This is a genomic window from Cellulomonas phragmiteti (genome assembly GCF_016862775.1).
GTDB lineage: Bacteria > Actinomycetota > Actinomycetes > Actinomycetales > Cellulomonadaceae > Cellulomonas > Cellulomonas phragmiteti.
Genome location: NZ_BONP01000008.1, coordinates 32,612 through 48,263 on the forward strand (window position 1 = coordinate 32,612; position 15,652 = coordinate 48,263).

9 protein-coding genes are annotated in these 15,652 nt (G+C 75.1%); all 9 read left to right on the top strand.

The window, feature by feature from the left end:
* Positions 1-185: 185 nt before the first annotated feature.
* Positions 186-1,187 carry a PhoH family protein gene (locus Cph01nite_RS08435; RefSeq protein WP_203673413.1) on the top strand — a complete coding sequence of 334 codons (1,002 nt, stop codon included), beginning with the start codon at positions 186-188 and terminating at the stop codon, positions 1,185-1,187.
* Positions 1,184-1,636 carry an rRNA maturation RNase YbeY gene (ybeY, locus tag Cph01nite_RS08440; protein WP_191782013.1) on the top strand — a complete coding sequence of 151 codons (453 nt, stop codon included), beginning with the start codon at positions 1,184-1,186 and terminating at the stop codon, positions 1,634-1,636. Before Cph01nite_RS08435 ends, ybeY begins: the two co-directional genes overlap by 4 nt.
* Positions 1,633-3,015, top strand: a complete 1,383-nt coding sequence (locus tag Cph01nite_RS08445) for a hemolysin family protein (protein ID WP_203673207.1) — start codon at positions 1,633-1,635, stop codon at positions 3,013-3,015. Before ybeY ends, Cph01nite_RS08445 begins: the two co-directional genes overlap by 4 nt.
* Positions 3,012-3,932: a GTPase Era gene (era, locus tag Cph01nite_RS08450; RefSeq protein ID WP_203673208.1), complete on the top strand. Its 921-nt coding sequence runs from the start codon at positions 3,012-3,014 to the stop codon at positions 3,930-3,932. Before Cph01nite_RS08445 ends, era begins: the two co-directional genes overlap by 4 nt.
* A complete protein-coding gene (locus tag Cph01nite_RS08455; protein ID WP_239069139.1) occupies positions 3,898-5,523 on the top strand; it encodes an alpha/beta hydrolase family protein in 1,626 nt (541 codons plus the stop codon). The genes era and Cph01nite_RS08455 overlap by 35 nt, the downstream gene beginning before the upstream one ends.
* A gap of 136 nt (positions 5,524-5,659) precedes the next feature.
* Entirely contained in the window at positions 5,660-6,499 is an 840-nt protein-coding gene (locus tag Cph01nite_RS08460) for a PP2C family protein-serine/threonine phosphatase (RefSeq protein ID WP_239069140.1), read from the top strand.
* A complete protein-coding gene (locus tag Cph01nite_RS08465; RefSeq protein WP_203673213.1) occupies positions 6,496-8,004 on the top strand; it encodes an FHA domain-containing protein in 1,509 nt (502 codons plus the stop codon). The genes Cph01nite_RS08460 and Cph01nite_RS08465 overlap by 4 nt, the downstream gene beginning before the upstream one ends.
* Positions 8,001-9,497, top strand: a complete 1,497-nt coding sequence (locus Cph01nite_RS08470; RefSeq protein WP_203673215.1) for a serine/threonine-protein kinase — start codon at positions 8,001-8,003, stop codon at positions 9,495-9,497. Before Cph01nite_RS08465 ends, Cph01nite_RS08470 begins: the two co-directional genes overlap by 4 nt.
* Positions 9,494-15,619, top strand: a complete 6,126-nt coding sequence (locus tag Cph01nite_RS08475) for a fibronectin type III domain-containing protein (RefSeq protein WP_203673219.1) — start codon at positions 9,494-9,496, stop codon at positions 15,617-15,619. Before Cph01nite_RS08470 ends, Cph01nite_RS08475 begins: the two co-directional genes overlap by 4 nt.
* Positions 15,620-15,652: the final 33 nt, after the last annotated feature.

The window sequence follows — 15,652 nt, forward strand, 5'->3', positions numbered from 1 at the left end:
TCCTCGTCCCAGTGTTCTCCCACCCCCTCGGCGCCGCCCGGGGACGAAGGGCCCACGTCGGGGCCGTCCCCCGGGTGCGTCCTGGGGAAACCTGCCGGTACCGGACCGGCCGGAGCCGTAGGATGGCGACGTGCCCGCCGGAGGGCACGCGTCGAGAGAAGGAGCGCACGGCACCCGCCGAGCACATGGCCGAGCCCAGCACCACACCCCGCGTCCCCGAGTCCCGGCACGCGCGCATCGAGCACCGCATCACCGTCCCGCCGGACGTGTCGATGGTCGACCTGCTCGGCCTGCGCGACGAGGTGCTGCGCAGCATCGAGGACGGCTTCCGCACCGTCGACGTGCACGTGCGCGGCAACGAGGTCACGCTCGCCGGCCCGTCCGGGGACGTCGCGCTCGTCACCCAGCTGGTCGACGAGCTCGTCGAGATGGCCGCCTCCGGCACGCCGCTGAGCCCCGACGTCGTCGCACGGTCCGTCGTGATGCTGACGGACGCCGCGGCGGCCCGGCCCGCCGACGTGCTGTCGTTCAACATCCTGTCCTCGCGCGGCCGCACGATCCGGCCCAAGACCTCGGGGCAGAAGGACTACGTCGAGGCGATCGAGCGCAACACCGTGACCTTCGGCATCGGCCCCGCCGGCACCGGCAAGACCTACCTGGCGATGGCCAAGGCCGTGCAGGCGCTCCAGGCGCGCAAGGTCAACCGCATCGTGCTGACGCGTCCCGCGGTCGAGGCGGGGGAGCGGCTGGGCTACCTGCCGGGCTCCCTGTCGGACAAGATCGACCCGTACCTGCGTCCCCTGTACGACGCGCTGCACGACATGGTCGACCCCGAGTCGATCCCGCGCCTCATGGAGGCCGGCACCATCGAGGTCGCGCCCCTGGCGTACATGCGCGGACGCACGCTCAACGACGCGTTCGTCATCCTCGACGAGGCCCAGAACACGTCCGTCGAGCAGATGAAGATGTTCCTCACGCGGCTGGGCTTCGGGTCCAAGGTCGTCGTGACCGGCGACGTCACGCAGGTCGACCTGCCGAGCAGCACCACCTCGGGGCTGCGGGTCGTCGAGCAGATCCTGGCCGGGGTGGACGACGTGGAGTTCTGCCGGCTGACGTCGTCCGACGTCGTGCGCCACCGCCTGGTGGGGGAGATCATCGACGCGTACGCGAGGTGGGACAGGTCATGAGCGTCGAGGTGAGCAACGAGTCGGGCGTCGAGGTCGACGAGGCCGAGTTCGCGGCCCTCGGACGGTACGTGCTCGACGCGATGCACGTGCACCCGCAGGCCGACCTGTTCGTGCGCCTGGTCGACACGGCGACCATGACGGACCTGCACGTGCGGTGGATGGACGAGCCGGGCCCGACCGACGTGCTGTCCTTCCCCATGGACGAGCTGCGGCCCGGGCGCGAGGGCGAGCCGGCCGGCCCCGGCGTGCTCGGCGACGTCGTGCTGTGCCCCGAGGTCGCGGCCACGCAGGCGCGCGCCGCCGGTCACTCGACGGCCGAGGAGATGCTGCTGCTCACGACGCACGGCATCCTCCACCTGCTCGGGTACGACCACGCGGAGCCGGACGAGGAGAAGGAGATGTTCGCGCTGCAGCGACGCCTGCTCCTGACGTTCCTGGCCGGGCGATGAACGGGGTCCCCGTCGCCCTGCTCGTCACCGTCGCGCTGCTCGGGATCGTCCTGGCCGCCGCGCTGTCCGCGGGTGAGGTCGCCGTCCTGCGCGTGACGCGCGCGCGCGTCGCCGAGCTCGAGACCCAGCGACCGGGAGCCGCGGCGCGCGTGCGCCGGCTCGTGGACGACCCGGCACGGGTCGCCGCGGCCGCCGCGTTCGTCCGGCTCCTGGGCGAGATGACGGCGACCGTGTGCCTCACGCTGGCCATCAGCGCCGGCAGCCTGTCGTGGTGGGCCACGGCGCTCCTCGCGATCGCCGCGTGCGCCGTCGTCGCGTTCCTCCTGGTGCGCGTGAGCCCGCGCAGCATGGGCCGGCGCCACCCGGTGGGCGTGCTGGCGACCCTGTCCCGGCTGCTCCTGGTCGTGACGGTGCTCGCCGGCGGGGTCGGGCGACGCGCCGACCCGTCGTCCTCGACGAGCGCCGAGGACGACGCCGAGCTGCGCGACATGGTCGAGCGGGTCAGCGAGTCGGACGCGATCGAGGAGAACGAGCGCGAGATGTTCCGCTCGGTCCTCGAGCTCGGGGACACCCTCACGCGCGAGGTCATGGTGCCCCGCACCGACATGATCACCACGCCGGCCGACACGCCGCTGCACAAGGTGCTCGCCCTGCTGCTGCGCTCGGGCTTCTCGCGCGTGCCGGTGGTCGGGGAGTCCGTCGACGACGTGGTGGGCGTGCTCTACCTCAAGGACATCGTGCGGCGCGTGCCCGCGCGCGGTGCGGGCGCCGAGGCGGTCGCACCGGTCGAGGACGGCGACCCGCTGGACGCGCCGGCGTCCTCGCTGGCACGTCCACCGGTGTACGTGCCCGAGTCCAAGCCCGTCGACGAGCTGCTCCACGAGCTGCGCGACGGCTCCAGCCACATCGCCCTGGTCGTCGACGAGTACGGCGGCATCGCCGGGCTGGTGACGATCGAGGACGCGCTGGAGGAGATCGTCGGCGAGCTCACCGACGAGCACGACACCAGCGCGCCGGGTGTCGAGGAGCTCGCCGACGGCGGCTACCGTGTCCCGGCGCGGATGAGCCGCGACGAGCTGGGCGACCTGTTCGGCATCGACGTGGAGGACGAGGACGTGGACACCGCCGCCGGCCTGCTGGCCAAGGCCCTCGGCAAGGTCCCCCTGCCGGGCTCCGTGGGGGAGATCCACGGGCTGCGCCTGGAGGCGGAGCGCGTCGAGGGCCGGCGCAAGCGGCTCGCGACGGTGCTCGTGCACCGAGCGGTCGAGCCCGAGGACGCCGCCGCCCCGGCGACGCCCGCCCGCGGCACGTCGGCCGCGGGCACACCGGCGCGCGGCACCCCCGCCGCGCGCGACCACGGCTCGGAGGCCACCCGATGACCCACCGTTCCGGCTTCGCGTGCTTCGTCGGGCGGCCCAACACCGGCAAGTCGACCCTGACCAACGCGCTCGTCGGGCAGAAGGTCGCGATCACGTCCGGTCGGCCGCAGACGACGCGCCACGTCGTGCGCGGCATCGTGCACCGCGACGACGCGCAGCTCGTGCTCGTCGACACCCCCGGCCTGCACCGGCCCCGCACTCTCCTGGGCGAGCGGCTGAACGACCTCGTGCGCGACACGCTCACCGAGGTGGACGTCGTCGGGTTCTGCCTGCCGGCCGACGAGAAGATCGGGCCCGGCGACCGGTTCATCGCCGAGCAGCTCGCCCGTCTCACGTCGCCGGGCCGTGCCGGCGCGCCCGTGGTGGCGGTGGTCACCAAGACCGACACCGTGCCCCGGGCACGCCTGGCCGAGCAGCTCCTGGCGGTCGACCAGCTGGGGGAGTGGGCGGACATCGTGCCGGTGTCCTCGCGCGACGGCTACCAGGTCGACGTGCTGGCCGACGTGCTCGTCGGGCACCTCCCGGAGGGCCCGGCGCTGTACCCCGAGGGTGAGCTGACCGACGAGCCCGAGGCCGTGATGGTCGCCGAGCTCGTCCGTGAGGCCGCGCTCGAGGGCGTGCGCGACGAGCTGCCGCACTCGCTCGCGGTCGTCGTCGACGAGATCGTGCCCCGCGACCAGCCCCCGGGTGCCGACGGGCGCCCCCTGCTGGACGTCCGCGTCCACCTGTTCGTCGAGCGGGACAGCCAGAAGGCCATCGTCATCGGTCGCGCCGGCGCTCGTCTGCGTGACGTCGGGACGCGCGCCCGCACGCAGATCGAGGCCCTGCTGGGCGCCCGCGTGTTCCTCGACCTGCACGTCAAGGTGGCCAAGGACTGGCAGCGTGACCCCAAGCAGCTCGGACGGCTGGGATTCTGACGTGGCGGTGACCTCCTCCGGGGCGCGGGCCGCGCGGCCGGACGGCGGTCGGCCGCGCGCGGGACGCCTCTCCTCGGTCTACGGGCTCGTCGCGAGCGTCGCGCTCGGCTCCCTGCTGCTCGCGGTCGTCGGGGCCGTCACCGGGCCCCACTGGGACCCGGGGCCCCTCGAGGACGGCATCGAGGTGGCGACGACGGACACCGCGATCGGCGGCGCGCCCGAGCCCGGGACGTACGAGGTGCGCACCGTCGACGTCTCCGTGCGCCTCGACGGCACGAGCGTCGGCGCCCGGCTGTCCCTGCCCGTCGGGCTGGCCGAGGCCGGTCCCGCGGTCCTGTTCGTCCACGGCGCCGGGACCGGTCGGTCCACCCAGGCGTTCCGGCGCCAGGCGCAGGCGCTCGCCGAGGCGGGCGTCGTGGCGATGGTCCCGGACAAGCGCCTGGACACGTACTCGACGCGGCACCGCGACTACGTCGCGATGGCCGCCGACTACCACCGCTCGCTCGACGTGCTGCGGGACCGGCCCGAGGTCGACCCCGCCCGCGTCGTCGTCTACGCCGAGAGCGAGGGCGGCTGGATCGCCCCGGTGATGGCGGCCGACGACCCGGGGATAGCGGGCCTCGTGCTCGTGTCCTCCCCGGTGGTGCCGCCCCGCCAGCAGGCGGCGTTCGCGGTCGACGCCTACCTGCGCAACACCGGGGTGCCGCACGCGGTGTTCCGGGCGATCCCGCGGGCCGTCGGCATGTCGATGCCCGGGGGCGGGTTCGAGTACGCGGACTTCGACGTCCGGCCGTGGCAGCAGCGGCTCACGCAGCCGGTGCTGGTCGTCTACGGCACGGCGGACGCGTCGATGCCGATCGTGCAGGGCGCGCTGCAGGTCCGCGCCGACGCGGCGCAGGCCGGCAACCGGGACGTCACCGTCCGCTACTACGCGGACGCCGACCACGGCATCCGCGTGGGCGGCTCCCCGACGCCGGAGTTCCTGCGCGACCTGTCGGGCTGGGTGCTGGGTCTGCCCGCGACCGGGGACGGCGCCCCGCGCGTGGCGGGGGCGGAGCCCTCGCAGGCCTACGTCGCCGGTCCGGTGCCGCAGCCCCGGTGGCTGCGGGACGGGACCGCGCTCCTCGTGCTCGTGATCGGCGCGCCGGCGCTCATGGTGCTGTGCGCGCTCGCGGTCGCGGCGACACGCGTCGTGCAGCGCACGACCTCGGCACGGGCGGGCGGCGGCGCCGTGCGGACGCCCCGTCGGTTCGCGCCGGGCGTGGCGGTGCGGCTCGCGGCACTCGGCGGGGTGACGGTGGCGACCGTCGGCGCGCTGGTCTGGTACCTCCTGTCGGTCGCGCGGCTCGCGCTGGACTACCAGCGTGACGCCTGGGTCGTCCAGGGTGGGTGGCTCGGCGTCCGGGTGCTGGGTGTCGGGGCGGTGCTCGTCGCGGTGCTGCTGGCGCGTCGCGTGCACGACGCGCGGCAGGAGGGGGTGCCGGTGGCACCCGGGGTCGTCCGGCGGGTCGCGGCGGCCGGTGTGCTGGGCGGATCGGCCGTGCTGCTGGTCGTCCTGGCCTACTGGGGTGTCTACCAGCTGAACATCTGAGGGTGAACTGGACGGATGCACGTGAAGCGCACGCCTCGGGTGAGGCACCATGTGCGCCGGTGGCTTCTGAGGTTGGGACGGTGGTGGAGTGCGCACGTCGTGGGGTTCGGCGACGGACCGGGGACGCGTCCGTGAGGTGAACGAGGACGCGCTCCTCGCGTACCCCCCGGTCTTCCTCGTCGCCGACGGCATGGGCGGGCACGACGCGGGTGACCTCGCGAGCCGCATCGCCGTCGAGGAGTTCGCGCAGCTGGCCGGTCAGTCGTCCGCGACGTCGGACGACGTGCACGCGTGCTTCGCCCGGACGTCGATGCGCATCCGCACCGAGTTCACGCGCGGACGCCAGGGCGGCACGACGGTGGCCGGGGTCGCCGTCACCGAGCACGACGGCGGCTGGTACTGGCTGGTCTTCAACGTGGGCGACTCACGCGTCTACCGCTGGTCGGAGGGCGCACTGTCCCAGGTGAGCGTCGACCACTCGGTGGTGCAGGAGCTCATCGAGGCGGGCGAGCTGACGCCCGTGACCGCGCGCAGCCACCCGGAGCGCCACGTCCTGACGCGCGCACTCGGCACCGGTGAGCCCCCCGAGCCCGACTACTGGCTGATCCCCGCCGGCGTCGACGACCGGCTCCTGATCTGCACGGACGGCCTGACGCGCGAGCTCGCCGACGCCGAGATCGCGGACGTCCTGGCGGCGCTCGACGACCCGCAGGAGGCCTCGGCCCGGCTGGTGCAGGACGCGCTGGAGCGCGGGGGGCGTGACAACGTCAGCGCGGTCGTGGTCGACGTCGCGACGAGCACCGCTCCCGAGCAGACCCACACCACCCTGCCGCGCTCGGCACCCGACCTCGGCCCGCACCTGTGGGACGAGATGCTCAACGGCGCGACCGTGCCTCGGTCCGCTGCGCCGGACCACCCGCCCACGCCCGTCCCACCGGCGCCGTCGCCGGCCGACGCCCAGGAGGACCCCGCATGACCGAGCGCGCCCACCACGAGTACCAGGACGGGTCGTGGACGGCCGTCGCCGGCGACGGGTTCCTCGCGCTGGTCGAGCCCGACGCGCCGTGGCGTCTCGTCGACGGGTTGTGGCAGGTCGCGCTCGGCGGCGGTGACGTGCTGGGGGCGCTCGGCGTCGTCGCGGCCGACGGGTTCGCGGCACTGCCGCAGTTCGCGCTCGTGCGGACGGACGCCGACGGCTCCGTGCACGCCGTGCTGCGCGGACCGGTGCGGCTGCGGCTGCACGGCGCCGACGGTGCGCAGGAGGTCGACGCGCGCGACGGCGCGGTGTGGACCGAGCACCGTGCGCTGGGCGTGCAGGGGATCGAGGTCGTCGTCGAGGACGCGCCCGCCGCCACCTGGTGGCCCCTGGTCGGAGGCGTCGTGCGGGCCGGTGGTCTGCGCACCGGCGCGACCGCGCAGTCCGCCGTGCTGCCCGACACCGCCACGCACGAGCAGCCGGTGGTCGCCGAGCCGGTCCACGACGCACGGGAGGTCGGGGACGAGCCGGCGTCGGGCGCGGAGGCGGGGGCGGTCGTCGCGTCCGAGCCGGTCGAGCCCGTCGCCGCGGGCGAGCCCGAGCTCGTGGTCGCGCCGGAGCCGGTCGTCGAACCCGAGCCGCAGCCCGTCGTCGAGGCGGCGCCGGAGACCGTCGTCGAGCCGGAGCCGGAGCCCGTCGTCGATGCGGAGCCCGAGCCCGTCGTCGCGCCGGAGCCCGAGCCCGTCGTCGCGCCGGAGCCCGAGCTGTGGCCCGCCGCCGAGCTGTCGACCGCAGCCGTCGCCCCGCCCACGGACGCCCCGCCCACGGACGCCCCGGAGCTCACGGTCGACGCGTGGTCGTTCGCGCCCGAGCCGGCGCCCCAGCCGGCCGCGCCCGAGCCGGCCCCCGCCCAGCACACGGCACCCGAGCCCGAGGCCGTCCCCGACATCCCCTGGTGGCCGCTCGCGTCGCCGGGCGGTCCGGCAGCAGCGGCACCTGCACCGGCGCCTGCCGAGCCCGAGGCGACCGAGCCCGAGGGCGCCGACGACCACGACGGCATGACGATCCTGTCGAGCGACCTCGCGCGGCTGCGCGACCGCCTGCCCGCGTGGTCCCAGGACGCCGTCCCCGGACCGTTCGCCACGCCCGAGGCGACGCCGCTGCCGGCACGGCTCGTGCTGTCCACGGGACTGGTCGTCGCGCTGGACCGGGCGGTGCTGCTCGGCCGTGCGCCCCAGGTCGCGCGGGTCACCAACCGGGAGCTGCCGCGGCTCGTCACGGTGCCCAGCCCCAACCAGGACATCTCCCGCACGCACGCCGAGGTCCGCGTCGAGGGTGAGCACGTCGTGGTGACGGACCTCGACTCCACCAACGGGGTGCACGTCTCGCGGTCGGGCGAGGGCGTGCGACGCCTGCACCCGGGGGAGCCGAGCGTCGTGGGGACCGACGAGGTCGTCGACCTGGGCGACGGAGTGACGTTCACCGTGGAGCGCAGCGCGTCGTGACCGCACGTCGAGAGGCGTCCGCGCCACCGGACCTGCCCGGGTACGAGTACGTGCGCGTGCTCGGCCTGGGCGGTTTCGCGGACGTCTTCCTGTACCGCCAGCACCTGCCGCGCCGCGACGTCGCGGTCAAGGTGCTCCTGGCGGGCAGCCTCGACGACGACGTGCGCGAGAGGTTCCAGACCGAGGCCAACCTCATGGCCCAGCTGTCCCACCACCCGTCGATCGTCACGATCCACCACGCCGCCATCGCGGCCGACGGGCGACCGTTCCTCGTCATGGAGTACTGCTCGCGGGCGGGACTGGCCGAGCGCTACCGCGCCGAGCGGATCCCCGTGCCCGAGGTGCTGCGGATCGGCGTGCGGCTGGCGTCGGCGGTCGAGACGGCCCACCGTGCGGGCATCCTGCACCGCGACATCAAGCCGGCGAACGTCCTGACCACCGACTTCGGCTGGCCGGCGCTCACGGACTTCGGCATCGCGGCGACCACCGGCCCGGCCGTGCAGACCATGGGGATGTCGATCCCGTGGTCCCCCCCGGAGCTGCTGGCCGAGCACCCCACGGGGGACGAGCGGTCCGACGTGTACGCGCTCGCGGCGACCGTCTACTCCCTGCTGGCCGGTCGCACGCCCTTCGAGCTCCCCGGCGGCAACAACAGCGCGCAGCAGCTCGTGGCCCGTATCGAGCGCTCGCCGCTGCCGCCGGTCGGGCGCGAGGACGTGCCGCCGCAGCTGCAGGCGGTGCTCGACCGCGCGATGGCCAAGCACCCGTCGCGGCGCTACGCGTCGGCCATGGCGGTCGCGCGGGCGCTGCAGGAGGTGGAGGCGGCGCTGCGGCTGCCGGTGACACCGCTCGACCTGCCCGACGAGCCGCCGACGCCGCCGGGCGACGCCCGGCCCGACGACGACCCGACACGACTGCGTGGCATCGCCCTGCCGGCCCCGGGCCGTGGAGGGGACGACGAGGACGCCACGCGGGCCCGGTCGGTCGTCGTGGGTCGCCCGACGCTCGTCCCGCCTGCGGCGCCCCCACCGGCGCCGGCGCCCGTCGGGGTGCCCGACGGTCCGGGGACGCGGCGTGGTGCCCGCATCGCGGCGGGCGTCGCGGGTGCCGTCGTGGTCGCGGCCGTCGTCGGCGTCGTCGCCGCGTCGCTGGGCGGCACCGACCCGGGACCGACGCCGGCACCCACGGACACCTTCGCGCCCGCGCAGACCGGCCCGGCGGCCGCGCCCGTGCCCGCGCCGCACTCGCTGGTGGGCACGCGCGCTCCCGACGGTTCTGTCACGTTCACGTGGCAGAATCCCGATCCGCAGGACGGGGACCGGTACCTCTGGGGTGTGCTCGCCGTGACCGGTGAGCCGACGCTCGCGCTCGTCGACGAGGAGCGCGTGACGGTCCCCGCCGACCAGGCGACCGGTGAGGTGTGCGTCCAGGTGTCCATCGTGCGGGCGGACCGCAGCAGCTCGACGCGTCCTGCGCAGGGGTGCGCGTCGTGAGCTGGTGGGACCCCCGGACGTGGCGCCGGCGGCCGATGACCACGGCTGCGGCCATCGTCACGGTCCCCGCGATCGTCCTGTCGCTCGCACTGGTGGACCGCGGCTTCCCGCTCGCGCGGGTGGACCTCAACGACGGCGGCGTGTGGCTGACCGCGACGGGCCAGCTCAGCCTCGGGCGCTACAACGTGCCGGTCGAGGAGCTCGACGGCGGGATCGTCACGACGAGCAGCACGTTCGACGTGCAGCAGGACGCGGGCTGGGTCCTGCTCGTCGAGCCGAACGCGGTCGCCGTGGTGGACCCGGCGACGGTCGCCACGACCACCCAGCTCGCGACGCCGGACACGGACGTGTCGATGGCCGCCGGCCGGGTGGTCCTCGTCGACGGTGCCGGCGACGCGTGGGTGCGCCAGGTCGCCGAGCTCGACGCGCTCGACCTCACCGACGGGGCGCCCGACCTGCAGCTCGGCGAGGGCGGTGCCGCGGTCGTGGCGCGCAGCGGGGCCGTGCTCGCGGTCGCCCCCGAGGACGGTGCGGTCACGCTCGTCCCCGCGACGCAGCCCGTGGCCCCGCAGGAGATCGGCACGCTCGGGGCCGTCGACGTCGACGCGGTGACCACCGTCGGCGACGAGATCGTCGTGCAGTCCGGCAGCACGGTCCGCACGCTGTCCGGCACCGTGACGATCGACGACACGGACCTGGTGCTGCAGCAGCCGGGCCCGCCGGCCGCCAGCGTCCTGCTCGCCGGCCGCGCGGCGCTGTGGGAGGTCCCGCTCGACGGCGGGACGCCCCGGCGCCACGACACCACCGGGTCGGGGACACCCGCGGAGCCGGTGCGCGTGGGCGAGTGCGCCTACGCCGCGTGGGCCTCGACGCTGGGCGCGTCGCTGCGCCTGTGCGACGGGCAGGACGCGCAGGTCGACGACCTCGAGGGCATGCGGGCGGGGGACCGACTGAAGTTCCGCGTCAACCGCGGGTTCGTGGTCCTCAACGAGACGGTCGGCGGGCGGGTGTGGCTCCCGCAGGAGGACACCGCCGTGCGGGTCCCCAACTGGGAGGACATCGTCCCGGAGGAGGACCCCGAGGACTCCGAGGAGGACTCCGAGAGCGGCGAGGTCACGCAGGAGCCGGTGACCGAGTGCAGCGACCAGAGCGCCCCGCCGGTCGCGGTCGACGACGACTTCGGTGTGCGGGCCGGGCGGACCCGCGTCCTGCCCGTCATCGACAACGACTCGTCCGCGGACTGCGGGATCCTCGTGATCTCCCAGGTCGACCCGCTCCCTGCCGACTTCGGCACCGTCGAGCCGGTCCGTGGTGGTCGGGCGCTGCAGGTCCAGGTCCTCGAGGGCGCCACCGGCACGGCCGAGATGACGTACACGGTGACGGACGGCCGCGGTCAGAACGCGCCGTCGACGGCGACGGTGCGGCTCACGGTGAGCGACGGCGACACCCCCCCCACGCAGGTGCGCACGTCGGCGCTGACGGTCGAGACCGGCGGGCAGCTCGTGCACGGCGTGCTCGCCGACTTCCAGGACCCCGACGGCGACGACCTGCTCCTGGTCGGGGCGAGCGCGGACCCCACGGCCGGCACCGCGCGGTTCCGGCAGGACGGCGTGCTGACCTTCACCGCGGACGGCGGCGGGCTGGGACGCACGACCGTGCAGGTGCAGGTCTCGGACGGCACGAACGTGGTCGACGGCGAGGTGGTCGTCGACGTGCGGGCGGCCGGGTCCGTCCCACCGCAGATCGACCCCGTGCACGCCGTCACCTACGTCGGGCAGGAGGTCGTGGTCCGGCCGCTCGCCGCGGTGCGCTCGGCGTCCACCGAGCCGCCGCGACTCGCGGCCGTGTCCGACGTGGTCGGCGGGACGGTCGTGCCGGACCTGCGCGCGGGCACGTTCGCCTTCAAGGCGGCGCGTGCCGGCAGCTACTACGTGAACTTCGTCGTCACGGCGGCGCCGCAGCAGGCGACGGGGGTCGCACGGATCGACGTGCGCGAGTGGCCCGAGCAGGCCCAGCCGCCGGTCGCCGTGCGCGACCTCGCGCTGCTCCCGGCCGGTGGCGTCGTGACGATCGACCCGCTGGCCAACGACGAGGACCCCGCCAACAACGTCCTGGTCCTGCAGGGGGTGACTACGCCGGAGGGCTCGGGCCTGCAGGTGGCGGTCATCGAGCACCGCTACGTGCAGATCCGCGCCGAGCGCACCCCGGACGGGCCCGTCGTGCTCACGTACGAGGTGTCCAACGGGTCGGCCTCCGCGCGCGGCGAGATCGTCGTGCAGCCCGTGCCCCCGGCCGCGTCGTCGCAGCCGCCCGTGGTGCCCAACGTCGAGGCGAGCGTGCGGGCCGGCGGCGTCGTGACGATCCCGGTGCTCGAGGGCGCGTCGGACCCCGACGGCGACCGGCTCACCGTGCTGCGGGACCTGCCCGAGCCGCTCGCGGAGGGCGACGGCCTGCTGTTCGTGTCGGGCGACGTGCTGCGGTACCAGGCGCCCGACCGCGCGCTGACGGCGCGTGCCACGTTCGCCGTGCAGGACACCGCGGGCAACGTCACGGCCGCGACGGTCACCGTGCGCGTCCACGAGTCCGACCCGGCGACCAAGTCGCCGCCGCGCCCGCGGGACGTCGATGCGCGGGTGTTCGCCGGTGACACCGTGCGCATCCCCGTGCCGCTCGTGGGCATCGACGACGACGGCGACGGCGTGACGCTGCTCGGGCAGGCGTCCGCGGCCGGGCTCGGCCGTGTCGTCGAGGTCGGTCCGGACTGGCTCGAGTACGAGGCCTTCGCGGACGCGCGCGGCACCGACACGTTCACGTACGCGGTGGAGGACTGGGTCGGCCAGCGTGCCGTGGGGACGGTGCGGGTCGGCATCGCCCCGCGGCCCTCGGGGGCCTCGGGGGTCGTCGCGATCGACGACGCGGTGACGCTGCGGCCGGGGCAGCGCGTCGAGGTGCGCGTGCTGGCCAACGACATCGACTCCACGGGACGCGCGCTGTCGCTCGAGTCCATCGAGGTGCCGCCGGGGATCGAGGCGCAGATCCAGGGGCGTCGCATCGCCCTGACGGCGCCGTCGTCGCCGACGGTGGTGCAGATCCAGTACCTGGTGACCAACGACGGCGGCGGACGCGACTACGGGGTCCTCACCGTGACGGTCACCGACGACGCCCCCGTGCTCCCGCCGGTGGCACGCGACGTGCGCGTGCCGGCGATCGACACGCTCGGCAAGACCGAGGTCGCGGTCGACGTGCTGGCCGTCGCGCAGAACCCGTCCGGTCCGCTGTCCGACCTCGAGGTGTCGGTGCCGGCGTCGCACGCGTCCGTCGCCCGCGTCACGCCCGCGGGCGACGTCGTCGTCACGCTCGTCGACCACGCCCAGACCGTGCCGTACCGGCTGGTCAACCGGACGGCCGTCGAGGCCGACGCGTACGCGTTCATCACCGTGCCGGCGCTGGGGTTCTTCCCGCCGCAGCTGCGCCCCCGTGCACCCGAGCTGCGGGTCGCCAGCGGTGAGCAGCTGGTGATCCCGCTCGCCGAGCACGTCCAGGTCGCGCCCGGGCGCGTGCCGACCATCGCCGACCCGACCCAGGTGACCGCGACCCGGTCCGACGGTGCTGAGCTCGTGCAGGACCTCGGCACCCTCGTGTTCACGTCGGCGCCCGGGTACGCGGGACCGGCGTCGATCACGGTGCCCGTCACGGACGCCACCGGTCAGACGGACGCCACGGCACGCACGAGCGTGCTGACGCTGCAGGTCACCGTGTACGCGGTGGACGACTACCCGCCGACGTTCGAGGCGACGCCCGTCGAGGTCTACCCCGGCGAGGCGCCCACGCGCGTGGACCTGCTCGCGCTGACGCGTGGCCCGGAGCAGGCCGACAGGACGGCGACCCCTGCGGACCGCTACGGCTTCCGGATCGTGTCCGCGGTGCCCGCCGGGTTCGCGGTGACCCTCGACGGCTCCCAGCTGCGCGTCGCCGCGGAGGCCACGACGCCCAAGGGGACGACCGGTCGGCTCGAGATGCAGGTGACGTACGGCCGCAGCGGGGTCCTGGACGTGGCTGTGGACCTGCGCGTCGTCGCCAGCAACCGCCGCACGGCGACCGTCCAGAACTTCGTCGTCGACGACGGCGAGCAGGGCAGGGAGCGGACCGTCGACGTCCTCGCGGGGTCGGTCAACCCCTTCCCGGACCAGGGGCCGTTGACCGTCGTCGGCGCCGTCGTGGAGACGGCGGGTGCGGGCACCGCCGGCGCGACCTCCAGCAGCGTGTCGGTGCGCCCGGGCAACGACTTCATCGGCCTCATGGTGGTGCGGTACCGGGTCCGTGACGTGACGGGCGACCCCGGGCGCGAGGTCGAGGGCCGCATCACGGTGCGGGTCAGCGGCGTCCCGCTCGCCCCCGCGCCCCCACGGGTCGGTGAGGTGCGGGACCGCACCGTGGTGCTGTCGTGGACCGCTCCGGACAACCGCGGCGAGCCGATCCTCGACTACCGGGTCACCGCGCCGCAGGGCGGGGGCGTGTCGCGCACGTGCGTCAGCACGACGTGCACGATCGACGGCCTGACCAACGACGTCGAGTACACGTTCACGGTCGCTGCCCGCAACCGCGTGGGGCTCTCCGCGGAGTCGCCGGCGTCGGCACCCGCACGCCCCGACGCCGTCCCGGACGCACCCGGCCCGCCGCGACTCGTACCGGGCAACCGGTCGGTCACCGTCACCTGGTCGGCGCCGACGTCCAGCGGGTCGCCCGTGACGAGCTACGAGGTGTGGATCTCGCCGGCGCCCGAGTCGGGCTCCGCGACGAGGACGACCTCGTCGACGTCGTACACCTTCGACAACCTGCGCAACGGCGTCGCCTACACGGTGCAGGTCCGCGCCTACAACCGTGCGCCCGCGCCGAGCCCGTGGAGCGTGTCGTCGGCACCGGAGGTCCCCGCCGCACCGCCGTCGGCGCCCCCGGGGCTGAGCGCGACGCGCGTGGACACCCCCGTCGGTGGGCAGATCAACGTGACCTGGGGGGACCCGGCACCGAACGGGGACCCGGTCAAGGGCTTCGAGCTCGTCGTCCGCGGGTCCGGCGGCGGGACCTTCGGCCTCAACGCCGACGCCCGGGGCTACGCCTTCACGCAGGCCAGGAACGGCGAGAGCTACACGTTCGAGGTCCGTGCCTTCAACAAGGCGGGACCGGGCGAGACCGCCTCGGCCACCGCCGCCACGTACGGGCTGCCGGGGGCCCCGGGGCGGCCGACGGCCGAGACCGTGGTGGGCGCCGGGGCCGTCCGGCTGACCTGGGCACCCGCCGACGGCAACGGCGCCCCGGTGCAGCGGTACGTCGTCCAGGTCTCCGACGGCCGTCGCGTCGACGCAGGGGGGACCTCGACCACGGTGCCCGACCTCGTGGGGGGGCAGGCCTACTCGTTCACCGTCACGGCGGTCAACGCCCAGGGTGAGGGCCCGGCCTCGGAGCAGGCGTCCGCCGACGCCTCGACGCCGCCGGGCACCCCAGTCGTGGACGCCCCGGTGGTGTCCGGCACGACCGACTTCGGGCGCGCGACCCAGCTGCGGATCTCGTGGGGTGCGGTGCCGGCCAACGCGCGGGGGGCCACGGTCACGTACGACTACGAGGTGACGAGCCGGGCGGGGTCGGCGAGCGGGACCACGACGGGCACGTCCGAACCGGTCGACGTCAGCGGCTGGCGCTTCCCCGTCACCGGGACCGACGTGACCGTGACGGTGCGTGCGCGCACCACGGTGTCCGGCCAGACGCTGCAGGGCGTGGCCGGGTCGCGGACCGCACCCGTGGGGCGCTGGGGCTCACCCCCCTCGGCCCCGGGAGCACCGAGCTTCGTCGTGGACGGCGACGTCCTCACGGCGACGTGGTCCGCCCCCGGCGTCACCGGCGGCAGCGACGTCGAGCGGTACCTGCTCACCTGGTCCGTCGCCGGTCGCCCCGACGTCACGCGTGAGACCGACGCGGCGACCCTGCGCGACTCCTTCGACCTCCGGGACGTGGCGCCGGGCAGCGATGTCACGCTCACCGTGCGGGCGCGCAACGCCAGCGGCACCGGAGACCCCGCCACCGGCGTGCACCGCGTCCCCGCGTCGCCCGGCGGCGGCGGCGGATGACGCCGCGCCCCTCACCCACGTCCACCCCCACCG

Excerpts from the sequence above, each read along its gene's own strand:
- Cph01nite_RS08445 (WP_203673207.1), top strand. The coding sequence starts at position 1,633 with ATGAACGGGGTCCCCGTCGCCCTGCTCGTCACCGTCGCGCTGCTCGGG.
- era (WP_203673208.1), top strand. The coding sequence starts at position 3,012 with ATGACCCACCGTTCCGGCTTCGCGTGCTTCGTCGGGCGGCCCAACACC.
- Cph01nite_RS08435 (WP_203673413.1), top strand. The coding sequence starts at position 186 with ATGGCCGAGCCCAGCACCACACCCCGCGTCCCCGAGTCCCGGCACGCG.
- ybeY (WP_191782013.1), top strand. The coding sequence starts at position 1,184 with ATGAGCGTCGAGGTGAGCAACGAGTCGGGCGTCGAGGTCGACGAGGCC.
- Cph01nite_RS08465 (WP_203673213.1), top strand. The coding sequence starts at position 6,496 with ATGACCGAGCGCGCCCACCACGAGTACCAGGACGGGTCGTGGACGGCC.